This window comes from Rhodococcus sp. NCIMB 12038 (assembly GCF_002165735.1).
GTDB lineage: Bacteria > Actinomycetota > Actinomycetes > Mycobacteriales > Mycobacteriaceae > Rhodococcus_F.
The window spans coordinates 58,883-82,299 of sequence record NZ_NHML01000036.1 but is presented as its reverse complement, the minus strand read 5'-3'; the positions used below and the strand labels follow the sequence as shown (position 1 = coordinate 82,299).

Here is a 23,417-nt window from a genome sequence, read left to right as displayed (position 1 = left end):
TGCCAAGTACCGCCTGAGCCGATCACTCGGTCCGCGGTGAGTCCCCGTTGCTGCCCGGCTCAGCGGACGGTGATTCTCTGGAGGTCGTTGCCGATGACGACCTCTCCGGCATAGCCGCGACCGGCCCACTCGGTCCACTGGTGCGGGTCGACGACGCCGTGTGCGAAGTCGATGATGTGGGACAGCACGAGCTTCGGCACACCCGCGCGCTCGGCGATCGCCCCCACCTGCTGGACTTCGACGTGCGATTGCAGCATGTGGTCGCGTGCCGCCGGTGTCAGGGCGCTGCCTTCGAGGTTCACGGCCTCGTGGATCAGCACATCGGATCCACGCGCCAGTTCGACGAGGTTGTCGGAGACGGTGGTGTCTCCCGAGAACGTCACCGCGCCGTACTCGGTGTCGAAACGGTAGGCGAAGGAGGGAAATGCGGGGCCGTGCGGCACCAGTGTCGCCCTCACGTGGACTCTTTCATCGCTCATCACCGTGAACGGTGTGCACGGTGGGCAGGTATTGGTGAAGTCGGCCCCCAATTCGGGCAGGGCGATCTCGTGCACGACCGGCATCGTGCTGGTGTCCGGAAGTCCCGTGTCGCGCATCAATACGTTGTTGCTGTATGCGTAGGCCTCGGTGCACTTGCGCGTGAGCTCCGCGAGTCCGGGCGTCGGATCGGCCGGGTGTGTCACCGGAACGGTGCGCCCGCCGAACGCCTGCGGCAGTCCGCCGGCCGGTCCGGGGCCGTACACGTCCACAGGTCCGGACACACCGTCGCCGATCTGGGGGATGGTCCCGCCGCCGAGCATGAAGAAGTTGTAGTAGTCGGCGATGTGATCGGCGTGCAGGTGGGTGATGAAGATGTTTTTCAAGGTGGCGAATTGGAGTCCCGCCCGCCGATATTGGGTTGCGGATGCACGACCGCAGTCGACGACGTAGGTGGTGCCGTCGACTACGAGTGCTGTCGAGATTCCGGTGCGGTCGGCCGCGATCGGCGGACCGGCCTGCGTGCCCAGCAATACGATCTCGAAGTGGGCGTCCGGATTCGGTACCGCCGCCGGTGCGGCTGCGGCCGATTCGAGCGGCCGGGTCGACGATGGAGACGCGCACGCGGTCACTCCGGCGGCGGCCGCCAGTGCGCCGATTCCGGCAAGTATCGATCTTCGGCTGATCGCGGATGCCTGCTCGCGGCCGGCATCCGATTCGGTACAGCAGGAAATACACATCGGTGTCCTCAGTTGTGGGAGGGGGACGAAGGCAGGTCGTGATGTGCGCTATTCGGACAGGAAGTCGGCGATCAAACTGTTGAAGCGGGTCGCGTGCTCGATCTGGACCCAGTGACCACACTGTCCGAACACGTGCAACTGCGAGCGGTCGATGAGTTCGAGCAGTCGCAGCGAGTTGGACAGGGGAATGACCTGATCGTCGCGCCCGTGGACGATGAGCGTCTCGTGCGTCAGCGACGAGATCAGGTTCTCGTCGACGGCCATCTCGTCGACACCTCGCTGCCGGGGTGCCGGGAACATGGCGCTGAACGCTTCCTGCACGCCGGGCCGCGTGGCGGCCGCGAGTCGCAGTTCGGCGAGTTCGTCGTTGACCAGCGTGCGGTCGTAGGCGAACACATCCAGGAGTGTGCGCATGGCCGGGAGGGACGGTTCGAAACCCCAGACCGCGTCGAGCCCCGGAGTGATGTCGAAGGGGACTCCGACGCTGCCCATCAGGACGAGGCGGTCCACTCGCTCGGGGTACTTGGTCGCGATGTTCAGGGCGAGTGATCCACCGAAGCTGTTGCCCACGATGGAGACCTTGTCGAGTCCGAGGGCATCGAGCAGGCCCACGAGGTGGTCGGTCCAGGTGGCCGAGTTGTACTCGACACCGTCGGGGCGCTCGGTGTATCCGAATCCGAGGATGTCCGGTGCGATGACCCGGTATTGGGTCGAGAGGGCCGGGATGGTCGTTCGCCAGTTGGCCCAGGCGGTGACGCCGGGACCGGAGCCGTGGATCAGGACGACCGGGGCGCCCTCGCCGGCGTCGTGGTAGTTGGTGGCGATCCCGTTGACGTCGATGGTCTTCGCGATCTCGGGTGTCTGCTCGGTTGTCGTGGTCATCGGTTCTACTCCAAAGGTGGTGATGTTCTGGTGGTGAGGACGTGCGCCGGCGACAACCGGCAAACGGTCTACGTGACGACGGTGAGGAAGTTCTGGTCCAGTTCCCGGTGGGTGAAGTTGATGCCCCGGGCGGCCTGGTCCATGGTCCAGGTGATGGTCCGGAAGTCCTTGCCGGTGCGGTACCCGCCGGAGAACACTTCGTTGCGGTTGCCGGAGGGATCGAAGAAGTAGATCGTCTCGCCGCGGGTGATTCCGTGACGGGCAGGTCCGAAGTCGATGGGCACGTCGTCCATGGAGAAGACGTCGCCGGCGTGCAGCAGGGCCGACCAGTCGGCGATGTGGTACGCGAAGTGGTGCAGTTTGCCGTTTTCGCCTTGAACGAAAGCGATGTCGTGGGGTTGTTCGCCGCAGAACATCCAGGATCCGACGAGTTCGGTGTTGTCTTCGCCTCCGACGAGGCGTTCGGCGGCCTGGAAGTCGAGGGCTTCGGAGAAGAACCGTTCCAGGAGTGCGGGGTCTTCGGTGGTGATAAGGGTGTGGTCGAGGCGGGGTACGCCGATGCCGCGAGTGCCGCCGCGAGGCCACGGGTCCGGGTTCCACAATCCTGTTGCGGTGCCGACGTACTCGATGTCGCTGTAGAGCTCGAGGATGTGCTCGGACGGCAGGGTCACGCGCAGTCCGTCGCCGACGGACTGGTTGTCGCCCTTGCTCATCCGCTCACACGTCGCGCCGAACGCCCGGACCCGGGTCTCGATCTCGGCGAGAGAATCCGCGTCGGAAACCTTGTAGCCGAGTTTGGTCAGACCGACGCCGCCTTCGCTGAGGACGACCGAGTGATGGTCGGCCTCGTCCCAGGACTTGAGGTAGACGGTGCCGTCCTCTTCGTGGACGGCGTCCATTCCGAGGGTGTTGATGTAGTGGTTCTTGGCCTCGGTGAGGTCGGTGACGTTGATGTGGACATAGCCCAGTCGCAACACGGACATGGCGGTACCTTCCTTCGATGTGGGTTGAATTGGTTCGCGGCCACGGGTCAGGTGGTGCGCTCCCGGGACCGCCCGAATCCTGCGAGGACGTCGACGAGGCGGTCCCGTTCGCCGAGTTCTATGGTCACGTCTGATTGCGGAAATGCCCTGCAGGGAAGGCACTTCTGCTGCCCGGGCTCGCGATCGGGCCCGTCGACGACGGTCTCGCTCACCGGTGTGCGGTAGGTGACGGTCCCGTCGACGAGCGCGGCTCTGCAGGCTCCGCAACCGCCGCGTCGGCATTTGTACCGGGACCGGTAGCCCTGACGGCGCAACGCATCGACGATCGTCTCGTCGGCTCGCACGCTGATGCGTATCCCGCCCGGAAACACGGTGACCTGAAACTCACCATTCGGCCGCGGCGCCTCGGTGGCGCGAGCGTCGGGGGTGTCACCCATTGGTCCTCCTGAGCTGCCGCCGGTCCCCGTAGCGAGCCGGCACTCGTCCGGCGGCTACTTGCGGCCGAAGACGGACACGTCGTCGTTGCCGATCAGGTCGGGAACGGTCCAACCGTCGAGGTCGTATTCACTCATGAACTGCTCGGCCAAGCCCTTCATCCCCGACACCACCCCGGTCGCCTGCGCACCGAAAAGCAGTTCGGCCTTGACGTTCTCGTGGTTGCCGGAATAGTTGCGCTCGTACAGTTCGTGGCGGCCACCGAACTCGGAGCCGATCGAATCCCACAGCGCCTTCATCACCTTCACGCGTTCGACCGCGGTGATCCCGTCGGAGCCGCGCACGTACTTGTCGAGGAACGGGCGAACTTCGGGGGACTTGAAGTCCTCGGCGGAGGAGGGCAGGTAGATCAGGCCGGACGCGACGTCCTGCTCGATGATCTCCTTGATCCGCGGGTAACCCTGGATCATGAACATCCGGAACGTCAGTCCGTATTCGAGCTTGGGGATGACCGTGTCACCGATCCACTGTTCGGGGTCACGTGCCATGGATTCGGTGAGTGACCAGAACAGGTTTCGCCATCCGATGACCTCACCGACGCGGGTCTGCACGCCGCGGAAACCGCCGGCGCCCGTGCAGTCGAGGGCCTTGAGCAGTAAACCGGCGATGAAGTCGAGCTTCACGGCGAGGCGGGTGCAGCCCTGCAGCATGGCGCGGGGCAGGAACCCGGACTGCGGAAAGAAGGTGTTGATCTTGTCGACGGCGCCGTACATGAAGACGTTCTCCCACGGCACCAGGACCTTGTCGAAGACGAGGATGGCGTCGTTCTCGTCCATCCGGGACGAGAGCGGGTAGTCGAACGGGCTGCCGACGATCGCGGCGTTCTGCGCGTAGGACGTTCGGGAGATCAGCTTGACGCCGGGCGCGCCCATCGGCACGGTGCAGATGAGAGCGAATTCCTTCTTCTTGATCGGCAGACCGTAGTGGGCGATGAAGTTGTAGTTGGTGATCGCCGACCCTGTGGCCACGACCTTCGCGCCCGAGACGACGAGGCCGGCGTCGGTTTCCTTCTCCACCTTCATGAACACGTCACCGACCTCGTCCGGTGGCAACTGGCGGTCGACGGGCGGGTTGATGATCGCGTGGTTCCAGTACAGGACCTTCTCCTGCGACTCCTTGTACCAGCGCTCGGCGTTGTCCTGGAACGGCGAATACAGTTCCTTGTTCGCGTTCAGCGTGCCGAGGAAGGACGCCTTGTAGTCGGGGCTGCGGCCCATCCAGCCGTACGTCATGCGTGCCCAGGTCGCGATCGCATCTCGATCGGCGAGCACGTCCTCGGTGGACTTGGCAGTGCGGAAGAAGGGCATCGTCACGCCACCGCTGCCGGTGTCGGTGGGTGTCGTCAGGGTGTCGACGTGCTCACCGGTGTGCATCCCGTCGTAGAGTCGGGCGATCATCCGAACCGAGTTGCGGAACGCCGGGTGATTCGTGTGGTCCTTCACCCGTTCCCCGTGCAACCAGATCTCGCGGTCGTCGCTGATCGACTCGATGTACTCGTCGCCGGTCATGGGCTTGGTGGCGTAGATCTGGGGTTGGTTGGCTGCGGCGTTCGCGGCCGGGTTGACCTGTGTGGGGTCGGTGGGGACGGTGGGGACTGTGGTGGTCATGGTCTTCCCTTCGGTACTGCGGATTTTCAGAGGCTGACGGTCGCTCGGGCGGATTGCACTGCCCGGTGGTGAAGAGGCGCGAAGGATGTCGTCGCGTCGAACCATCCGTTGTGTGGATCGTCCAGGCATCCCGCCCACGCACTTGCCGCATCGAGCATGCCGAGTCGGTGAAACTTGCTGCGGTAGAACAGCAACGGTTGCTGATCGGTTGTCGTGATGTCGACGATCTCGCCGATGAAGATGATGTGGTCACCGCCGTCGTACTGCGCCCACGGGGTGCAGGAGATCGTGGCCGCCGATCCGCCGAGCAGCGGCGCGGTCGGGCCGTCGGTCCACACCGGGCCCGGCACCTGCGGGCGTCCGGCGAAGTGCATCGCGGTATCGACTTGAGCTTCACCGAGAATGTTCACGGCGAAGGGTTCGTCGCCGAGGTACTGGCACGCCTTCGACTTACGGGTGAGCGTCACCTGGCACAGTGCTGGTTCGAGCGAGACCGACGTAAATGCCGTTACCGTCGCACCGTGGGGTTCACCGTCCGCATTCCTGCATGTAATGACGGTGACTCCACTGGCGAACTGCCCGAAAATGTCACGTAGCTTGCGCGTATCCATTGCGTGGCCCCTTCGCTTCTCGTCTCCCGAGTCGACTTGACGTCGGGGTTGTGAAACCAAGGTATGACCACGGTCACAAGCCGTCGATCCACTCAGCGAAGGGGCTGTCCACACGACGCAACGCGAATTTCGCGGCGTCGAGCCGTGAGCATATTAGTGATATAAATCACCAAGGGGGCAAGATCTTGGTGTCCCTGTCGGACGCCTGGAGAGGTTGGGACGACTTTCGTGGATACCCCGGACAGCAGCCCCCGCTTCGAGGATTGGCATCACCTCCACGAAGCGGTGGCCGACGCATACTTCCCCCACACGCTCGAGCCGTTGACGGCCGGAGCCGCTGCGGAGGCGTCGATCGGCAGCATCGACCTGGGCGCGTGCCGCATCACTCACATGGCACTCGGCGCGGAGGTCGCCCTGAAGTCGGAGCATCCGGGTGCATACGGCATCAACATCCCGGTCAGCGGTCGACTGGAGTCGGTGATCGAGCGCACCGAGGTGGCGTCCGAAGTCGGGCAGGCGACCGCGTGCCCCCCGGGTGTCCGCACTCTCATTCCGCACTGGAATCCGTCGTGTCGATTGATCGGATTCAAGATCGACGAACACTATCTGCAGCGCGAGATGGACAGGATCCTCGACCGACCGGGGCGCAGTCTCCCCCTGCAACTCGACCTTCGCGGGGACGCCGGCCAGAGTTGGCTGAAGTTCCTGCGATCTACCTACGATCTGGTCGCGTCCGACGACGGCCTGCTGCACAACGACTTGATGCGCATCCAACTGTCCGCGGCCGTCACCACCGGGTTCGTTCTGGCCGCCGTCCCGGACGAGGACCCCGGCAGGAGAGCGTACCGGCCCCGCGTCGTGAAGCGTGTGATCGCAGCCATCCACGACGATCCGGCCCGGGCTTGGACGCCCGGGGATATGGCTGAAATTGCCGGGGTCAGCGTGCGGAGACTCCAGCAGGCATTCCGGGAGTACGTCGGCGTGACGCCTTTCGCGTATCTGCACGATGCCCGAATGGAACGCGCACACGCCGACCTGGCCGTATCCGTTCCGCCGACAACGGTTCTCGACGTCATCCTTCGGTGGGGATTCACCCATCCGGGGCGCTTCGCGGCGGAGTACCGGCGCAAATACGGTGTACCCCCGTCACACACCCTCACGCGCTGAGAACTGGCGATCCCGGCTTGATCTAGGACTCGAGTACTCTGCTTTGCGTGGCTATTCGACCGATCCTCATCGCCGGCGATTCCAGACTCACCACACCGGCAGTCCCGGTAACCGTGTTCGACGACGATCTCCGCTCCTTCGTCGACGACCTCTACGAGACCAACACCGCAGCTCACGGAGCAGGGCTCGCAGCCAACCAGGTCGGCGATCCGAGAGCGATCTTCGTGTTCGACCTGATCGACGACGGGCGCCGGCACCGGGGTCATGTCGTCAACCCGACGCTCGAAACAGCTCCACTGCCGGAGACGATGCCCGATCCCGACGACCTCGAGGGATGTCTGTCGGTTCCCGGCGAGCGCTATCCCACGGGCCGGGCGGAGTGGGCGCGGGTGACCGGCGTCGACAGCGCGGGTGAGCCCGTCTCGTTCGAAGGCCTCGGCTACCTCGCCCGCTGCCTGCAACACGAAACGGATCACCTGGCCGGGCATCTGTACCTCGATCGCTTGATCGGCCGCAACCATCGCGCCGCCCGCAAGATGATCAAGCAGCGTGGCTGGTCCGAGCCGGGCAACACCTGGTTGCCCGGCGCGGACCGTAACCCATTCGGCTGGTGAACCACCGGGCAATCCAGAAGACTGGGAACTCACCGCCAGATACGACGATCGGAGGGCCCGCATCTTGCCCGCATCCGTTGGGAGGTGGCTCTCCGAGCGCCGCCGCGCCGGCTTCAGCGCGCTCGTGGCTGCCGTTGCGGCGGCGATACTTCTCGGCTCCCGGGGACTGTCGTCGATCGGCATCACCGACGCGAGCGTGATCGTGATCCTGGTCTATCTCGTGACATATCTCGTGGTCACGGTCGCGGCGTTCTCCCTGGCGCCGGACGCGGTAGTGCAACAGTGGGCAGAACGTGAGAGCCGCGGGACGTTGCTGCAGCGCTACGTCCTGGGCAGTGCTCCCGGGCCGGGGGTGTCCCTCTTCATGGCGGCGATCGCACTCGCGGTCGCGATGGTGTGGCTGCCGGGCCATGGCGGCGGCGCATTGCCGGACCCGCTCCGGATCGGCATCGCCGTCGTCCTGGTTGTCGTGTCCTGGACCTGTGTGCTGGTGTCGTTCGCGATCACCTTCTACGCGGACAACGTCGTCGAGCAGGGCCAGGGGCTGAATTTTCCCGGCCCGTCGCCCAGGTGGGCCAGTTACGTCTACTTCGCCGTCTCGGTGATGACCACCTTCGGGACGACCGACGTCGACGTGACGTCCGATGCCATGCGCCGGACGGTTGCGGTGAACGCAGTGATCGCGTTCGTCTTCAACACGGTGACAGTCGCGACGGTCGTGTCCGTCCTCGCCGGCGCCTGAGTCACCCCGCTCGCGAAGCACCCGATGGTGCACTGTGCACTGACCTTCGGGCCGATGTGGTGAGTGTTTGCGTAGATCACTCCTGTGCCGATGGCGCAGCATTGGGACGCTCACCGCATCCGTGAAACGACAGGAATTCAGTCCATGCGTAGCTTCGAATTGATCGACGCCGTCGAACTCGTCGACGGGGTCCTGCAACTGACCGTCGCCAGCGCCGCCGCGGGCACCGCGATGGACGCAGTCCTGATCGGCGCCTGCACCGAGGCCCTGCGCGCACTCGGCACCGATGTGGGCGCCGTTCTCCTGACCGGGTCGGGCCCCAACTTCTGCGCGGGCGGCAACCTCCAGAACTTCTCCGAGGCCGACGACCGCGGCGCCTACCTCCACGAGATGGCCGACGGGTTACACGATTTCGTGCGCGCCCTCGCCGCGAGCCCCGTCCCCGTGGTCGCGGCCGTGCAGGGCTGGGCGGCCGGCGCAGGCATGAGCCTGGTGTGCTCGGCCGACATCGCGATCGGCGGCCCGTCGACGACCATGCGGTCCGCCTATCCCCGCGTCGGGCTCAGCCCCGACGGCGGCATCACCTGGTTGCTGCCCCGCGTCGTCGGGGCCGGCCGCGCCCGAGAGATCCTGCTCACCGACACCGTGATCGACGCCGAGGAGGCGGTCCGCCTCGGACTTCTCAGCCGCACCGTCCCCGACGACGAAATCCGCAGCGAGGCCCTACGCGTCGCCCGCAGTTTCGTCGACGGTCCCCGCGCCACCTACGCGTCGATGAGACGGCTACTGGCCCAGTCGTCCGACGCGCCCCTGCACGAACAACTCGACGCTGAACGGGACGGGATCGCCGCCGCCGCGAACAGCAGGACAGGACGGGAAGGCGTCGACGCCTTCGTCGCCAAGCGCAAGCCCGACTTCCGAAGCGTCAACTGACACCGTCGAATCAGCTCGCGCACAACGAGGTAGAGATCACGTCGGTTGCCGCTCCTCCACAACCCAGGCCGCGACCTGGGCCCGCGAGGTGAATCCGAGTTTGGTGAGTATGTGTTCGACATGCCCCTGCGCGGTGCGTTGTGAGATCACGAGCCGGGCGGCGATGGCCTTGTTGGTCAGCCCCTCGGCGATCAGCTCGGCGACCTGTCGTTCACGCTTCGTCAGTTTCACCGATCCGGAGGGTGTGGACTCCTTCTGGGGCCGTTCACCGAGCGCGTACGAGACGGCGGAGTCGAGATCCATCTTCCGGCCTTGTTGCTGTGCGTCCTCGTAGCCCTTCTCGGTGAGCATTCGGCGGACGGCCCGTTCGCACTCGTCGTGATGCACGAGCAGGTCGGGGACGAAAACCGAAGTGCTTCCCACGGCGTGACCGATGGCTTCGGCGGCTCCCATCAAAATGCCGGCGCGCTTGGGATCAGTGCCTCCCGCGATCCAGGCGAGAGCCTCGAGGCTGTTCGCGCAATTGACCGGATCGTCGACGAGTCGGCTGAGCCGCAGCCCCTCCTCGAGCAACTCGGTTGCACGACGCCGTTCGCCCTGCCGCCACTGTGCAACAGCCATGACCCACAGGACGTAGGCCCGATACACGGATTCGCCGTGACGATCGGTGATCGAGAGGGCTTCCTCGTAGCATTCGACCGCCCGGCGGGGATCGTCGTCGAGCAGCTCGTAGGTCAGACCGAGCAACGTGAGCGCCTCGACGTGTACGACAAGCTCGCGCTGCGCGTCTCGAAGCACGGTCAGTGCCCGCTCGAAACCGGAGGACGCGCGCACGAGATCACCGTTGAAAAGTCCGAAGATGCCGTCCGCGTGGTCGACGACGGCGTGCGCGACGGGATCGGGGACGTGGTCGGCCAGGGCGTGCGCCTGCTCGACGAGGGCAGCACCTCGCTCATGGTCCCGTTGCTGTTCGGCCATCAGGCAGTCGGCGTAGAGCGCTTTGACCGTCACGAGCGTCGGCGGCAGATTCGGTGACGAGAGGAATCGGTCGAGCCATCGCCGGGTCTCGCTGAGCAGACCGCGGGTACTCCAGAGCAGGGACGCGGCGGTTGCGATCTGCAAACCTCCCTCGACGTCGCCCTCGGCCAGACAGAATTCCATGGCATCCCGCAAATTCGGCTGTTCGCGACTGAATCGGGAGAGCCATTCGATCTGCCGGGGGCCGATGAACTCGGTTTCGGCGGTGCGGGCCAGCTGGCGATACCAATCCCGGTGCCGACGGCGCAGGTTCGAATAGTCGCCGGTCTGCTGAGCCTTCTCCCGGCCGTAGTCGCGGAGCGTCTCGAGCAGCCGGTAGCGCACCGTCACACCCTGGTCCTCCCGGGTCAGGATCGACTTGTCGACGAGTGATGCGACCACGTCCAGGAGGTCCTGTGCATCGCTGTCTGCTTCGCATACCTGTTCTGCCGCATCCAGTTCGAAACTACCCGCGAATACCGACAGCTGTTCCCATGCCCGTTGCTCTCGCGCGGTGCAGAGTTCGTAGCTCCAATCGAGGCACAGCCTCAGCGTCTGCTGGCGCGATGGTGCCCCGCGGCTTCCGCGCGTCAGTAACGCGTAACGGTCGCTCAGGCGTTGCAGGATCTGCTCGGGTGACATCGCCCGCAACCGCGCCGCCGCCAGTTCGATCGGGAGCGGTAGCCCGTCCAGCCGGCGGCAGATTCGGGTCACCGCCGTCTTGTTGGCCTCGGTCAGGACAAAGGCCGGTACCGCGGTGGTGGCACGTTCCGCGAACAGCGACACGGCGTCGTAGCGTGGCAGACCCTGGAGTGACGGCTCGCGATCCGGGTCGGGGACCGTCAGTGGCGGTACGCGCAACGTCACTTCCCCGCCGATCGTCAGGGGCTCCCGGCTGGTCGCGACAACACGCAGGCCCGGGCTCTGTTGCAGCAGTGTCGTCGTCAGGTCGGCCACGGCATCGACCACTTGCTCGCAATTGTCCAGTATCAGCAGGAGTTCCCGCGAAGAGAGGAAGTCCAGCAGGACTTCACGTAGCGACCGAGCCGTCTGGTCCCGCAGACCGAGCGTGGTGGCCACAACGTCGATCACCAGAGACGGGTCGCGGACCTCCCCGAGTTCGACAAGCCATGCCCCGTCGGCGAATTCGCGTTGCATTGCGGTTGCAAGCCGTATCGCCAGACGGGTCTTCCCGACTCCGCCTATTCCGGTCAACGTCAGCAGCCGCGACGATGCCAGCAGATTTTTCGCCTCGGTGAGTTCGTGCCTGCGTCCGACGAAGCTGGTCAACTCCAGAGGTAGATTTCCCGTCCGATGAGCGGACGGACCGAGGGGTGTTCGCCGTGGGGTGTCCGGCGAGTCCGGTGCGGGCGTATCCGGTGACGCGTGCAGGGCCATGACGTCGACGGGCAGTCCACGGCGGAGCTGGACGTCGCGCAGACTCTCACCGAATGCGGCGGCAGAGGATGGGCGGTCCTCTGGCCGGCCCGCCATCGCCTGCTCGATCACGGTGGTGATGTCGTCCGCGATCCCCTGCTCCCGAAGATCCGGTGCCGGCTCGGTGGTGATGCGGACGAACTGGGCGATCAACTGTTCACCGCTGCGCCGCTCGAACGCGGCGTGCCCGGTGACCGCACAGAACAGGGTCGCACCCAGCCCGTAGATATCCGAGGCCGGGCTCGCGGCCGCTCCGCCGAGGACCTCGGGTGCGGTGAACGCGGGCGAACCCGTGACGATGCCCGTGGCGGTTTCGAACCCCCCGGACATGTGGGCGATCCCGAAGTCCGTGAGCGCCGGCTCACCGTATTCGGTGAGAAGGACGTTTGCGGGTTTGACGTCACGGTGGACGATGCCGTGCCGGTGTGCGGTCTCGAGCGCACCGGCGAGCTTGACTCCGAGGTGCAGCACCTCCTCCACCGAGAGCGGGCCGTGCCGTCGGATACGAGTATCCAGGGAGCCCTCCGGGTGGTACGGCATCACGAGAAACGGCTGGCCGCTACTCATGATGCCGACTTGGAGCACGGTGACGATGTTCGGGTGGCCGGTCAGACGCCCCATCGCGCGCTGTTCCCGGAAGAATCGTTCCCGGTTCTCCTTCGCAAGATCCGTGGTCAGAACCTTGACTGCGACGGTCCGGTCGAGCGTGGCTTGCGTACACCGGTAGACGGCGCCGAACCCTCCGCGCCCGATCTCCTGAGCGTCGTCGAATCCGTCCGCACTCAACTGCGCGGTGGCCGTCGGGTTCACATCGCGTTGGGTCTCGAACGGATCGTCATCGGCCACGGCTAGGCCGGTTCATCCGAGCCGTTTCGCTGGTTCAGCACCACTTACCTCCCGAGAACGTCTCCTCAGGATATCGCCGACGAGCGGTACCGGCGGGGGCGATTGACGAGGCGGAAGCATCCGGACCGGTTGGTTTACGGGAGGTCGGTAGCGTGCCGGTCGCGAACTCTACTTCACCTGCGCAGGCAATTGCTTGGTGATCAGACGTTCCGCATCCGAGATGATGGCGCCCACGATTTCTTCGCAGCTTGCGACGTCGTCGATCAAGCCCTGGGCGAGGCTCGCCCACCACAGCCCACCGTCGACGTCACCCTTCGCCAGGGCCTCGGTGCGACCGCGCTGCCCTGACGCCAGGTGTGCGATGTCCGCGAACGTGGCACCGGGGCGGCGGGAGATCTCGACGATTTCCTCGGAGACCGCGTTACGGGCAACCCTGGCCGAGTTTCGGAACTCTCGGAAGATGATCTGCGTCGAACGCTCGTCGTTGGCGACGATCTGTTGCTTGATGTTGGCGTGGATCGGCGCCTCCGACGACGCCATGAAACGTGTCCCCATGTTGACAGCCGAGGCTCCCAGGGCCAGGGCAGCCACGAGTCCGGCACCGGTCGCGATGCCGCCCGAGGCGATGATCGGAATGCGCAGCTTGCGAGCGGCTGCGGGAATGAGTACCAACCCCGGTACGTCTTCCTCACCCGGATGACCTGCGCACTCGAACCCGTCGATGCTGACCGCGTCGACGCCGAGGCTTTCCGCCTTCACTGCATGCCGGACCGCGACAGCTTTGTGGATGACCTTGATTCCCGCGGCCTTGAAGGACGGGAGGTGCGGTGCCGGGTTGCTGCCGGCGGTCTCGACGATCTTCACTCCCCCGTCGATGATCGCCTGACGGTAGTCCTCGTACGGAACGGGGTTGATCGTCGGGAGGATGGTCAGGTTGACGCCGAACGGTTTGTCGGTGAGTTCACGTGTGCGTGCGATCTCGGCGGCGAGCGCGTCCGGTGACGGTTGGGTGAGCGCGGTGAGGAACCCGAGTGCACCCGCGTTGGCGACGGCGGCGATGAGTTCGGCCGTACCGACGCCCGTCATTCCGCCACAGACAATGGGATGTTCGATGCCGAAGGTCTCAGTGAATGGAGTGTTGAACATGTGGGGCGTCTCCGCTCTGTTGCGTCGATTGCAAGGTTTCGAGCCATTCCCTGTCGGCTACGAGATCGCTGCACGTCTCGCCGTCCCGCCACTGCGCCGTTTCGAGCAGGGCACGATGGAATGGAAGCAGCGTCTTCACGCCCTCGATGGCGAAGTCGTCCAGGGCGGCAAGCATTCGCTCGGTCGCCTCGGCGCGATCTTCGCCCCATACAATCACTTTCGCGATCATCGGATCGTAGTACCGCTCGACGACACTGCCCTCGGTCACACCGCTGTCGACCCGGATGTGACGACCGGTCGGCTCATCGTACGTCGTGAGCGAACCCGGATTCGGAAGGAACCCCCGGGAGGCATCTTCGGCGTTGATGCGGCACTCGATGGCGTGACCGGTCAGCTTCACGCCGTCCTGGCTGAGACGCAACGGCTCTCCTGCCGCGATGCGCACCTGTTCCTCGATCAGATCTGTGCCCGTGACCATCTCGGTGACACCGTGCTCGACCTGAATTCGGGTATTCATCTCGAGGAAGAAGTACTCGTCACCTGCCAGCAGGCCTTCCACGGTTCCTGCGGACGAGTAGCCGACTGCCTTCGCGGCTTGCACCGCGATGTCGCCGATCCGCTGTCGCATCTCGGGACCGACTGCGGGCGCGGGTGATTCCTCCACGAGCTTCTGGTGGCGACGTTGCACCGAGCAGTCACGCTCGAAGAGGTGAACGACATTCCCGTGCAGGTCCGCCAGAACCTGAATCTCGATGTGGCGGGGATTCTCCAGGTACCGCTCGAGGTAGACGGTCGAATTTCCGAAGAACCGTTCGCCTTCCCCTTTCGCCCCGTCGAATGCCTGCGCCAGATCTTCGGGCCGGAGTGCGACGCGGAAGCCCTTTCCACCACCGCCGCCTGCGGCCTTGACCGCAACCGGATAGCCGATCTCGACGGCCACTTCCCGGGCGCGCTCGAGTGTGCCAACTTCCTCCGTCGTACCCGGCACGATCGGCACACCGGCATCCGACATCACCTGGCGTGCAGCGATCTTCGACCCCATCTTGTCGATGGCGTCGGCAGAGGGGCCGATGAAGACGAGTCCGGCCTTCTCCACTGCGCGGGCGAAATCGGCTGATTCCGAGAGGAACCCGTATCCCGGGTGAATCGCTCCGGCACCAGCGACCTTCGCCGCCTCGATGATCACATCTCCTCGCAGGTAACTCTGGTTCGCGGGGGCCGGCCCTATGTTGACCGCCTCGTCGGCCACCGACACGTGCAGGGCGCCGGCATCCACGTCGGAGTAGACGGCAACGGTCTTGATGCCCATGCGGGAAAGCGTGCGGAAGACCCGCACGGCAATCTCGCCGCGGTTCGCGACCAGCACTTTGTCGAACATCAGCCCACCCGACTCTCGGCGATCTCGACGAGAAGCTGTCCTGCTTCGATCGCGTCTCCCTCGGCGACAGAGAGACTTTCGATGATTCCGGGGCCCTCTGCCTCGACCGGGATCTCCATCTTCATGGATTCGAGGATCATGATGCAATCGCCGGCGGCGACGCTGTCACCCACGGCCATCTCGATCTTCCACACGGAAGCGGACATTTCGGCATTGATCTGGTTCACGGCATTTCCTGTTCTCTGACGTCTACGGACGAATCGTCCACTGGCGGCGTTGCGGCCCGCGCTTGGACTCGAGGAGTCCGCGGGACGCCTCGACGAACGCACACACGATTTCGCGGGTTTCCCGCGGATCGATCATGTTCTCGACGCCGAATGCTTCGACTGTGGCCCACGGGTCCGACAGTGCGTACATCTTGTCTTCCACGATTCTGCGGTACTCTTCGGGATTCTCCGCAGCGGCGATCTCGCGGGAGTACGCCGCTTCGACACCGCCTTCCACCGGAAGGTCACCCCACTCGGCGCTCGGCCATGCCAATCGAAGGCAGAGCCCGTCGGTCTGCGCGGTCGCCGACACCGCCATTCCGTACGCCTTGCGCACCTGAATCGTGACGACGGGGACCTCGGCTTCGACCAGCGACTGGATCGCTCGCATGCCCCAGCGGACCACACTGCCGCGTTCTGCGTCGGGTCCGACCATGAACCCCGGCACGTCGACGAAGTAGATGACGGGGAGGTGGAAGGTCGAGCAGATGTCCACGAAACGGATCTGCTTCTCCGCTGCCGCGGCATCCAGGGCACCACCCAGGTGCATCGGATTGCTGGAGATGATGCCGACGGGGGTACCGTCCATCCGCGCGTACCCGGTGACGATGCCCTTGCCCCAGCCTCCGCCGACCTCGAAGAATGATTCCCGGTCGACGATGGCCTCGATCATCTTCTGCGCCTTGTACGGCCGCCGCCGGTTCTCCGGGATGATCGTGAGCAGTTCGTCGGCGCGTCGGGTGACCGGATCGGAGCGGTCTCCGCGGGGAGGCAGTTCCCAGACGTTCTGCGGCATGTAGCTCAGGAACCTCTGCATCTGCGCGATGGCGTCGGCTTCGTCCTCGGCGAGGTTGTCGATACCGCCGGAGATGCCGGTGTGCACGGCCGACCCGCCCAGCTCGGACTTGCTGAGGTCCTTGCCGAGTGCGCGTTTCACCAGTGGGGGCCCGCCTGCGAACATCGCCGAGTCGCGGGTCATGACGCTGAAGTGGCTCAGCACGGTACGTCCCGCGGTGCCTCCCGCCGACGTTCCGCTGACCATGGTCATCACCGGCACCTCGGCGAGCAGCTCGAAGCATCTCCGCCAACTCAGGGACGACACCAGGTACGAGTGCCCCTTGTCGGCCTGCGCGGCGATGTCGCCGCCGATGCCCTCCATGAACAACACCAGCGGAATTCGGAGTTCGTGTGCGAGGTCCTCGACGAAACCGCCCATTCCGCCCTTCATGCGGTCGAGGTACGTCTGGGGAGCGCCGGCTCGAACCGTGAAGTCCTCACCACCCAGCGACACCGTACGGCCGCCGAATTGTGCCAGCCCACAGACATAACTGGACGGGATCTTCCCCACCACTTCGCCGGTCGCCGAGTGCTCCTCGAATGCCGTGTACTCGCCGACTTCGTAGAACTCGGTGGCAGCATGCTCGATCCGCTCCCGGATCGTGAGGCGGCCCTGCTCGTGTTGCCGATCGATTCGGCGCTTGCCGCCCAGCTCGCGCGACATCTCGCGGCGACGCTTCAGCTCGGCCAGCGCTCCCTCCCAGTTGAATCCGCTCATTGGGTCACTTCCCGCCTGTTGTGGCTGAACTCTCGCCCAGCCTGTCGAATATTCCGACGCCGCTGACAGCCGTGGAGAGGCGATGCTTTTGGATCACGCCGGTCCCCGGGCTGCGCACGAATACGGTTGCGTCGACCTGTTCGACGAATCGCGGTACCGCGTATCGCGGCAGGCGCTGTTCGCAGTGGTCGAAGAAGCCCGACACATCGAATGCCGCGCCGTCCTCACAAGCGACGAGCGCCTTGATCTCGTCCTCTCCACCCAACTGGTCCACCACACCGATCGCGGCGACATCGGCGATACCGGGTGCCTGCCGAAGGACAGCTTCCAGTTCGTAGGCCGAGATGTTCTCGCCGCGCCTGCGGAGCGAGTCGGTCATCCTGCCCTTGAAGAACAGGTAGCCGTCCTCGTCGAGGAATCCCAGGTCACCGGTGTGGTGCCACAGGTCCCGCCATGCCTTCACCGTCGCGTCCGGCCGTCGCCAATAGCCCGACAGCGTCATATTGGGGAACAGTGGGCGGTGACAGATCTCCCCTGTCTCACCGGGAGGCAATCGGCGGCCGTCCGGTGCGAGAATCGTCACCTCGAACGCATCGCAGGCGACGCCTGCACTGCCGCGCCGGTGAACGTCGAGGGTCTCGTGCGTGACGCCGTCGGCCTCGGTCTGGCCGTACATGCTGAGCACGGGGATGCCCAGACGGTCTTCGTAGAACTCGTACACCTCCGGCGGTATCGGCGCTCCGAAGACCCGCGTCAACGGGATCTCCTCGAGCGGCGGGGGCTCGACCGTCGCCACCGCCGCCAGCATCGCGCCGACCGCGATCGTCCAATTGCACCCGTACGACCGGACGTCGGGCCAGAACTTGCGGACGCTGAACCTGGGTGGGATGAACAGCGCTGCTTCGGATTCCACGACGGCAGGGAACACGATATGCGCGTCGACGTGGAAGAAGGGCAACGCGAAGTACCCGATGTCGCCGGCGTTCAATCCGGTCATCCGGCGGATGCTCTGCGCGTGGTTGGCGAAATAGCCCAGCGGCAGCATCACTCCCTTCGACGGACCCGTCGTGCCCGACGTGTACAGAATGGTGGCCAGCAGGTCACCCGGCAGGCTCGCCTCGACACGATCGAGCTCCGCGCGATCGACACTGTCAGCCGGTGTGAGCGGATCGGTGGCTTCATGAATCGGTACACCGGTCGAGTGCGCGGCGACCTCGTCCCGAAACTCCTCGTCGGTGAGGATGAGTATCGGATCACTGTCGGTCAAGACGTGGTGGAGCATCGAGCCCTTCAGCTCGAAGTTCACCGATACTTCGACCGCTCCGATCCAGTGCAACCCGTATTGCCAGGTCAAGCGGTGCACAGAGTTGCGGCCGACAATCGCGACTCGATCACCTGCGCGCACCCCGAACCGGGTGAGCAGATCCGTTGCACACTGCCGCGCCCGCGCTGCGAACTCCGCCACGGTGACCGTGCCGTCCGCCGTGATGAGTAGTGCGGCGGACGGCGAGACTGCCTCGGACCGCGTGAGCACTTCGACGGGGCTGCGACGGAGGTAGTCGACCGCCGGGCCCAGGTGGCCGGCCGCATGAGCCGGGTGATGACCGGTGCCCATCAACGGACACTTCCAGGAGTCGGGACATACGTTGCGCCGCGCGCGATGACCGGGGCCAGCAACTCGTCGGTGACAAGCTGATCCGGGTCCGCATTCGCCACCGGAACTCGATCCTGTCCCGGGTACCCGATTGCGGTTCTGACGTCTCTCGACATGTAGTACGTACACAGGAGCAGCATGAACGCGCCCTCGACGACGTCCTGCGGCCATGTCGCCACGGTCTCGGCCGTCACCTCCGGCGCCTGAGACGCCAGCACTGCGATCTCCCGGAATGCCGACGCCAGTTCATCGTTCGCGGCCAGACCGCGACCGAGCAGCGGAAGGTAGTCGGGGAGTTCGGTCATCCGCGGCGATCGGGCGGTACCGGGAAACCACAAGTCGGCGAGCCGATCGGCGCCTGTGCGTTCCCGATCGGTGAATGGTGATGTCGTCAGTGATGTCGTCATAGCGGAATCCTTTGCTCGGCTGCGTTCTCGACCAGATGCTCGGCTCCGCGCAGCGCGAAGGCGGCGATCGTCGAAGTCGGGTTCACCGCCGATGACGTCGCGAACACGCTGCCGTCGAAGATGTACAGATTGGGGACGTCATGGGACTGCCCGTACCCGTTCACCACCGATGTCGCCGGGTCGTCGCCGCACCGCGCGGTGCCGAGCAGATGCCAGCCCACCTCCGGCATGTAATCGACGCGGTGGGTGAGGACCGCACCCGATTCGAGGTGGACCTCGGTCAGCCGGTCGATATGCCAGTCCAGCGCACGAGCGCTCTCCTCGGACATCTTGTAGCGAAGCTTCGGCGCGGGTATGCCGTCGCTGTCGACGAGGTCCGGGTCGAGTGTCACGGTGTTGTCGAATTCGGGAAGGTCCTCGATCTGTGCCACCCACTCGAACGCCCGGCCGGTGAACCGTTCGGCGAACTCCTGACCTGTCATACCGCTGCGTTCCGACAACGGCAGGCTGTAGATGCGCTGGATCAGCTCGGCCGGCCCCGGGATACCCGCGATCGTCCACTTGGAGCCACGCCGGAACCCGCGGGTGATGTCGGTCTCGGCGAACTGCATCGACCAGATCGGCTGACCGATCGGCCCCAGCCAACTCTGCAGGTCGTCCTCGTAGCAACCGAGCACCGTCGCGGTCGGATGCATCATCAGGTTGTGCCCGACGTAGCCCGAAGAATTCGCCAGCCCATCGGGGAAGCGCGACGACGTGGAGAGCTGCAGCAGTCGGGGTGTCCCGACACCGTTCGCGCAGACCACGACCAGTGGCGCCGACGTGTGGTGCTCTGCACCGTCACGATCGATCCACGTCGCGCCCGTGGCCAGGCCCTGCGGTGACACCGTGATCTCACGGACCCGCGCCCCAGTGGTCAATTGCACCCCGGCCGCAAGCGCGGCGGGCCACATCGAGACGTCGAACGACGACTTGGCGCCCTCGGGGCACCCGGCCACACACGTCGCCCACCGCGAACACGCCGGGCGGCTGCCGTCGGCCTGCGACAAGATCGCGTGGGTACCGGGCCACCACTGATATCCGAGCTTGTTCATGCCCCGGGCCGCGATCTGGCCGATTCGGCCGATCGGCAGTGCGGGTTGTGGCGGCGCCGCGCCCGGTGGATACGCCGTATTGCCCCCGAGACCCGACACGCCGAGCATCTCGTCGATCATCTCGTAGTACGGCTGCAAATCCTCGTAGGTGAGAGGCCAGTCCCCGGCCACACCATCCAGGGACTTCACGCGGAAGTCCGAGGGGATCATTCGCGGCCATTCGGCACCGAACATGACCGTACTGCCGCCGACTCCGTTGAACATGAAGGTATGGATGTCGGAATCGCTGTCGTTGACCGGATAGTCGCTGGGCCCACGCCGGACGTTCGGATTCGGGTTCCAGGGGCCGGCCTGGATGAGCTCACGCTCGAGCTTGGTGCTGGGATAGTCGGCCACATCGGGCCAGTCGCCCTGTTCCAACACTCGGACGCGATAGCCACTTTCTGCCATAACGCGCGCGGCGACTACTCCCGAGGGACCGGCACCGATGACCAGCGCGTCCAGATCGTCGGGTGCCTGATGACGAGCCGAGGCAGAGTTACTCATGTCAATGTCTTCTCCGTGTAGACGGTGGATTGGGCTGGATGCGCCGGGGCCTTCGCGTCGGATGTGCAGACGGGCTACTCGACCCGTTCGACCGCCGTCGGGCCGGCGACGTCGACGACGTAGGCCTCTGCGCCGCCCCAGTACGTATCGGAGTAGGCGGTCAGGTACTTGTCCGGATCGAAAGCCGTTTCCGGAGAATGAACTCCGACGGGAACATCCGACAGCACGAGCACACCCACAACTGCCGGACGTGCAGTCTCCAGGCTCATCGAACCGTCGACCGAGCCACCGGGCAGAACCACGATGCCGGTCTGGGCTCCGTCCTTCTCGCCCGTCGCTGCGACGCCGACGAACGCCTTGATCGGATCCCCGACGCGTTCGGTCACGAGCTTCTCCGGATGCGCGCGCAGATCGGCCGCGATCGCCCCGAGCGCCTCGGTCTCACTCAGCTCACCGGCACCGACCCGATCGAGGTACGGAAGCAACAAGCGGTCGGCACCTTCCTCGATGGTTCCGATGTTGATGCAATCCCGCGAGGCGACGGTGTGCGGGAGCGTCACCGGCTCGGGGTGACCGATGACCCGGTACAGCCCGGTTTCGCCGTCCGAAGTGGTGACCCGGTATGCCGCGCGCCATGCCGGTTCGTAAGCGGCAGCCCCATTGCGCCACACCGGGATCTCCGCCGCCGCCTGGGCGATCAAATGGGTGAACGCCGCGCGGCCACCCTCGAACGCAGAGGCCATGGAGTTGGCGAACTCAGTGGCCTCGTCGAGGTCCTTACCGTCGCCGGGCCGGCCCCAGAAGGTGGTGAGCAGATCGACCGAGTCCAACTGGCGCGCCGCCACGACGGCGAGCAGATTGCTCATACCAGGGCTGATACCCAACCCGACCACCGCCCGCACACCGGCATTGCGCGCCGCTTCGTCCCGCTTCAGAAGTTCGATCGTCGGCGCCGGGTCGTCACAGACGTCGATGTAGTCGACGCCGCACTCGATCGCGGCATCGAGCACGACGGTTCCCCAGCGATCGAACGGACCGGAAGTATTCACCACTACCTGTGCGCCACGTACCGCTCGGCGCAGGGATTCGCCGTCGGCGAGGTCCAGTTCGACGAACTCGAACGAGCCGTCCCGAGGCTTGTTCCGGTCCGCGATGACGATATTCGCGTCGCTCACCTTGGCGAGTTCGCTGACGACCCGAGCACCCACTCGGCCCGCGCCTCCGATGACTACAACGTTCATTCCCACTCCTTGACTTGTATTTGGTGGTGTCGAAATCTATGTGCCGCAACCCATCGCCATGCGGACTGCCAGCTCGCCGTTCCTGGGAGACTGTCGTCGTCATGACCGTGGTCGGAAATCGAGATTCGCCGCGCGGTCCGTCGTCGACTGCCGTCAAAAGGCAAAGTTCGCAGATTTCCGTCGAAGGGAGGAGCGAACTTCCTGAATAATCGATATTCAGGAAACTAGCGCCGCAGTGCCCTTGATTTCAAGACCTACGGAGCCAAATACGCCGATTCGCACAAAGATTGGTGCACTCTGCCCCACACGCCCGAGCCGGCCGCATCATTTTGTCGCCCTCGGAAATCAGGTCGAGGCGCGCAATTTCAGCAACTGCAACGCCGCGGCCACGCTCACCGAGTTCTGATTGAGCGGTTGAGGCAACAGCTCATCGACTCGCGCGAGCCGCCGGTCGATCGTATTGCGGTGGGTAAACAGCTTCTGGGCGGTACTCGACCGGTTGAACCTCTCGTCGATGTAGGTCGAGACCGTGTCCATCAGGAGAGGGTCGGTATCGACGAGGTCCCCCAAGGTGTCCTTGACGAATTGGTCTGCCTGAGCGACATCTGCTGTGAGCAGGTCGACGAGTTGGACATCCTCGTACCGGACCACGGACAGCCTCGACTGCAGACGGGTCAATAGCCGTTGCGCTGCAGCGGCTTCCATATGACTACGACGGAACCCCGCGACGTCGTCTCCGGGACGGCCGAATGCGACTCGCACCGTGCCGGCGAGCCGACTCAGCTCGGACATCACGTCCGACGGCGCCGGAACGTCTCGCACCGGCATCCACAGCCACAACGCTGCAGTACTGGCGACGACGGTCAGCCTGGTCGTGACCCCGCAGGCCCGCATGGTCTGCTCGGCGGCTTGCTCCAGGTCCGCGGCCACATCCGAATCGGTCCACACGATCGCCGCCACATGGCGCCCCGTCAGCGCATAGCCGAGTTGGGCTTCGGCGCGTGGCCGCACTATTCGAGACCCCTGCAGCAGTAACTCCACTGTTGCATAACGTTGCAGATGCGCACCGCCGGCGAGTTCGTTACGCACTTCGTCGACGTGCGCGGCGACGGCCTCGATCCAGTCATCCGCGAACGTCGTCAACGAATTGGCCGAGACCTCGATCAATTCGGGCAACTCCTGCAGATCCGACGTTTCAGAAAAGCACGCGTTCAACCACCAACGCCAGGTCGTGCGTTGCGTCGCCCGCCATGACGGCAACTCGTCCAGAACGAGGCCGCGCAAGACTACGTCCCGCGCGTAGATCAAGGTCTCGGGACTTGCGTTGTTGGGGACGCGCCGGCCCGGGCTCTGGATGTTCGACCGTAGCCACCGTTTGAGATTGGCAGCGACGAGTCGGCGGTCCGTCTCTGCGAGAACCGGGTCCGCCGCGAACTCCCGATACTGCGGGTCCTGCAAGGATGCGGCGGCGAGCTCGTCCAGCATGCCGTCGCTCAGCGGCAACAGCTTCTCCGCGATGTTCCTGATCAGCTCGCGGACCCGATCGGATGGCGCAGGCCACAGTTCGTTTTCCACGGGG

General features: G+C 65.1%; 20 protein-coding genes. 4 read left to right on the top strand and 16 right to left on the bottom strand.

What is annotated here, in order from left to right; translation table 11 throughout:
* Positions 1–59: 59 nt before the first annotated feature.
* The 6 genes from CA951_RS36425 to CA951_RS36400 form a co-directional block, all read right to left on the bottom strand.
* Complete coding sequence (locus CA951_RS36425; RefSeq protein WP_087561497.1) at positions 60–1,217, bottom strand: MBL fold metallo-hydrolase; 1,158 nt, start codon at positions 1,215–1,217, stop codon at positions 60–62.
* 48 nt (positions 1,218–1,265) lie between these two features.
* Positions 1,266–2,099, bottom strand: coding sequence for an alpha/beta fold hydrolase (locus CA951_RS36420; RefSeq protein WP_087561496.1), 834 nt, complete (start codon positions 2,097–2,099; stop codon positions 1,266–1,268).
* A gap of 68 nt (positions 2,100–2,167) precedes the next feature.
* Positions 2,168–3,082 carry a catechol 2,3-dioxygenase gene (locus CA951_RS36415; protein WP_087561495.1) on the bottom strand — a complete coding sequence of 305 codons (915 nt, stop codon included), beginning with the start codon at positions 3,080–3,082 and terminating at the stop codon, positions 2,168–2,170.
* Positions 3,083–3,129: 47 nt separating this feature from the next.
* Positions 3,130–3,519: a 2Fe-2S iron-sulfur cluster-binding protein gene (locus CA951_RS36410; protein WP_087561494.1), complete on the bottom strand. Its 390-nt coding sequence runs from the start codon at positions 3,517–3,519 to the stop codon at positions 3,130–3,132.
* Positions 3,520–3,573: 54 nt separating this feature from the next.
* Entirely contained in the window at positions 3,574–5,184 is a 1,611-nt protein-coding gene (locus CA951_RS36405) for a 4-hydroxyphenylacetate 3-hydroxylase family protein (RefSeq protein ID WP_087561493.1), read from the bottom strand.
* 26 nt (positions 5,185–5,210) lie between these two features.
* Positions 5,211–5,795 (bottom strand): flavin reductase family protein, encoded by a 585-nt coding sequence (locus CA951_RS36400; protein ID WP_087561492.1) that lies wholly within the window; start codon positions 5,793–5,795, stop codon positions 5,211–5,213.
* A gap of 228 nt (positions 5,796–6,023) precedes the next feature.
* Between CA951_RS36400 and CA951_RS36395 the strand changes: the two genes are divergently transcribed.
* The 4 genes from CA951_RS36395 to CA951_RS36380 all read left to right on the top strand — a co-directional run bounded on the left by CA951_RS36395 (position 6,024) and on the right by CA951_RS36380 (position 9,251).
* A complete protein-coding gene (locus CA951_RS36395) occupies positions 6,024–6,962 on the top strand; it encodes an AraC family transcriptional regulator (RefSeq protein WP_087561491.1) in 939 nt (312 codons plus the stop codon).
* A gap of 47 nt (positions 6,963–7,009) precedes the next feature.
* Positions 7,010–7,576, top strand: coding sequence for a peptide deformylase (locus tag CA951_RS36390; protein WP_087561490.1), 567 nt, complete (start codon positions 7,010–7,012; stop codon positions 7,574–7,576).
* Positions 7,577–7,640: 64 nt separating this feature from the next.
* Complete coding sequence (locus CA951_RS36385; RefSeq protein ID WP_179220440.1) at positions 7,641–8,318, top strand: DUF1345 domain-containing protein; 678 nt, start codon at positions 7,641–7,643, stop codon at positions 8,316–8,318.
* 144 nt (positions 8,319–8,462) lie between these two features.
* Entirely contained in the window at positions 8,463–9,251 is a 789-nt protein-coding gene (locus tag CA951_RS36380) for an enoyl-CoA hydratase/isomerase family protein (RefSeq protein ID WP_087561489.1), read from the top strand.
* Positions 9,252–9,287: 36 nt separating this feature from the next.
* On the opposite strand, the gene CA951_RS36375 is transcribed toward CA951_RS36380, so the two are convergent.
* From CA951_RS36375 to CA951_RS36335, 10 genes are all read right to left on the bottom strand, one after another.
* Complete coding sequence (locus CA951_RS36375; RefSeq protein ID WP_087561488.1) at positions 9,288–12,551, bottom strand: protein kinase; 3,264 nt, start codon at positions 12,549–12,551, stop codon at positions 9,288–9,290.
* Between the two features lie 168 nt (positions 12,552–12,719).
* Complete coding sequence (locus tag CA951_RS36370) at positions 12,720–13,697, bottom strand: nitronate monooxygenase family protein (RefSeq protein ID WP_087561487.1); 978 nt, start codon at positions 13,695–13,697, stop codon at positions 12,720–12,722.
* Positions 13,675–15,075 (bottom strand): acetyl/propionyl/methylcrotonyl-CoA carboxylase subunit alpha, encoded by a 1,401-nt coding sequence (locus tag CA951_RS36365; RefSeq protein ID WP_087561486.1) that lies wholly within the window; start codon positions 15,073–15,075, stop codon positions 13,675–13,677. Before CA951_RS36365 ends, CA951_RS36370 begins: the two co-directional genes overlap by 23 nt.
* Positions 15,075–15,302 (bottom strand): biotin/lipoyl-binding carrier protein, encoded by a 228-nt coding sequence (locus CA951_RS36360; RefSeq protein ID WP_143543154.1) that lies wholly within the window; start codon positions 15,300–15,302, stop codon positions 15,075–15,077. Before CA951_RS36360 ends, CA951_RS36365 begins: the two co-directional genes overlap by 1 nt.
* A gap of 22 nt (positions 15,303–15,324) precedes the next feature.
* On the bottom strand, positions 15,325–16,896 hold the full coding sequence (locus CA951_RS36355; protein WP_087561485.1) for an acyl-CoA carboxylase subunit beta: 1,572 nt from the start codon (positions 16,894–16,896) through the stop codon (positions 15,325–15,327).
* Positions 16,897–16,900: 4 nt separating this feature from the next.
* Complete coding sequence (locus CA951_RS36350) at positions 16,901–18,511, bottom strand: AMP-binding protein (RefSeq protein WP_179220439.1); 1,611 nt, start codon at positions 18,509–18,511, stop codon at positions 16,901–16,903.
* Positions 18,511–18,957, bottom strand: coding sequence for a hypothetical protein (locus tag CA951_RS43660; RefSeq protein ID WP_179220438.1), 447 nt, complete (start codon positions 18,955–18,957; stop codon positions 18,511–18,513). Before CA951_RS43660 ends, CA951_RS36350 begins: the two co-directional genes overlap by 1 nt.
* Positions 18,954–20,597 (bottom strand): GMC oxidoreductase, encoded by a 1,644-nt coding sequence (locus CA951_RS36345; protein WP_087561483.1) that lies wholly within the window; start codon positions 20,595–20,597, stop codon positions 18,954–18,956. The genes CA951_RS43660 and CA951_RS36345 overlap by 4 nt, the downstream gene beginning before the upstream one ends.
* Before the next feature lie 74 nt (positions 20,598–20,671).
* Entirely contained in the window at positions 20,672–21,838 is a 1,167-nt protein-coding gene (locus tag CA951_RS36340; protein ID WP_087561482.1) for a saccharopine dehydrogenase family protein, read from the bottom strand.
* 345 nt (positions 21,839–22,183) lie between these two features.
* The gene (locus CA951_RS36335; RefSeq protein WP_256974232.1) at positions 22,184–23,413 is read right to left on the bottom strand and encodes a CdaR family transcriptional regulator; all 1,230 of its coding nucleotides are present in this window, start codon (positions 23,411–23,413) and stop codon (positions 22,184–22,186) included.
* Positions 23,414–23,417 lie beyond the last annotated feature (4 nt).

Excerpts from the sequence above, each read along its gene's own strand:
- CA951_RS36425 (WP_087561497.1), bottom strand. The coding sequence starts at position 1,217 with ATGTGTATTTCCTGCTGTACCGAATCGGATGCCGGCCGCGAGCAGGCA.
- CA951_RS36420 (WP_087561496.1), bottom strand. The coding sequence starts at position 2,099 with ATGACCACGACAACCGAGCAGACACCCGAGATCGCGAAGACCATCGAC.
- CA951_RS36415 (WP_087561495.1), bottom strand. The coding sequence starts at position 3,082 with ATGTCCGTGTTGCGACTGGGCTATGTCCACATCAACGTCACCGACCTC.
- CA951_RS36410 (WP_087561494.1), bottom strand. The coding sequence starts at position 3,519 with ATGGGTGACACCCCCGACGCTCGCGCCACCGAGGCGCCGCGGCCGAAT.
- CA951_RS36405 (WP_087561493.1), bottom strand. The coding sequence starts at position 5,184 with ATGACCACCACAGTCCCCACCGTCCCCACCGACCCCACACAGGTCAAC.
- CA951_RS36400 (WP_087561492.1), bottom strand. The coding sequence starts at position 5,795 with ATGGATACGCGCAAGCTACGTGACATTTTCGGGCAGTTCGCCAGTGGA.
- CA951_RS36380 (WP_087561489.1), top strand. The coding sequence starts at position 8,463 with ATGCGTAGCTTCGAATTGATCGACGCCGTCGAACTCGTCGACGGGGTC.
- CA951_RS36370 (WP_087561487.1), bottom strand. The coding sequence starts at position 13,697 with ATGTTCAACACTCCATTCACTGAGACCTTCGGCATCGAACATCCCATT.
- CA951_RS36365 (WP_087561486.1), bottom strand. The coding sequence starts at position 15,075 with ATGTTCGACAAAGTGCTGGTCGCGAACCGCGGCGAGATTGCCGTGCGG.
- CA951_RS36355 (WP_087561485.1), bottom strand. The coding sequence starts at position 16,896 with ATGAGCGGATTCAACTGGGAGGGAGCGCTGGCCGAGCTGAAGCGTCGC.
- CA951_RS36350 (WP_179220439.1), bottom strand. The coding sequence starts at position 18,511 with ATGGGCACCGGTCATCACCCGGCTCATGCGGCCGGCCACCTGGGCCCG.
- CA951_RS43660 (WP_179220438.1), bottom strand. The coding sequence starts at position 18,957 with ATGACGACATCACTGACGACATCACCATTCACCGATCGGGAACGCACA.
- CA951_RS36345 (WP_087561483.1), bottom strand. The coding sequence starts at position 20,597 with ATGAGTAACTCTGCCTCGGCTCGTCATCAGGCACCCGACGATCTGGAC.
- CA951_RS36340 (WP_087561482.1), bottom strand. The coding sequence starts at position 21,838 with ATGAACGTTGTAGTCATCGGAGGCGCGGGCCGAGTGGGTGCTCGGGTC.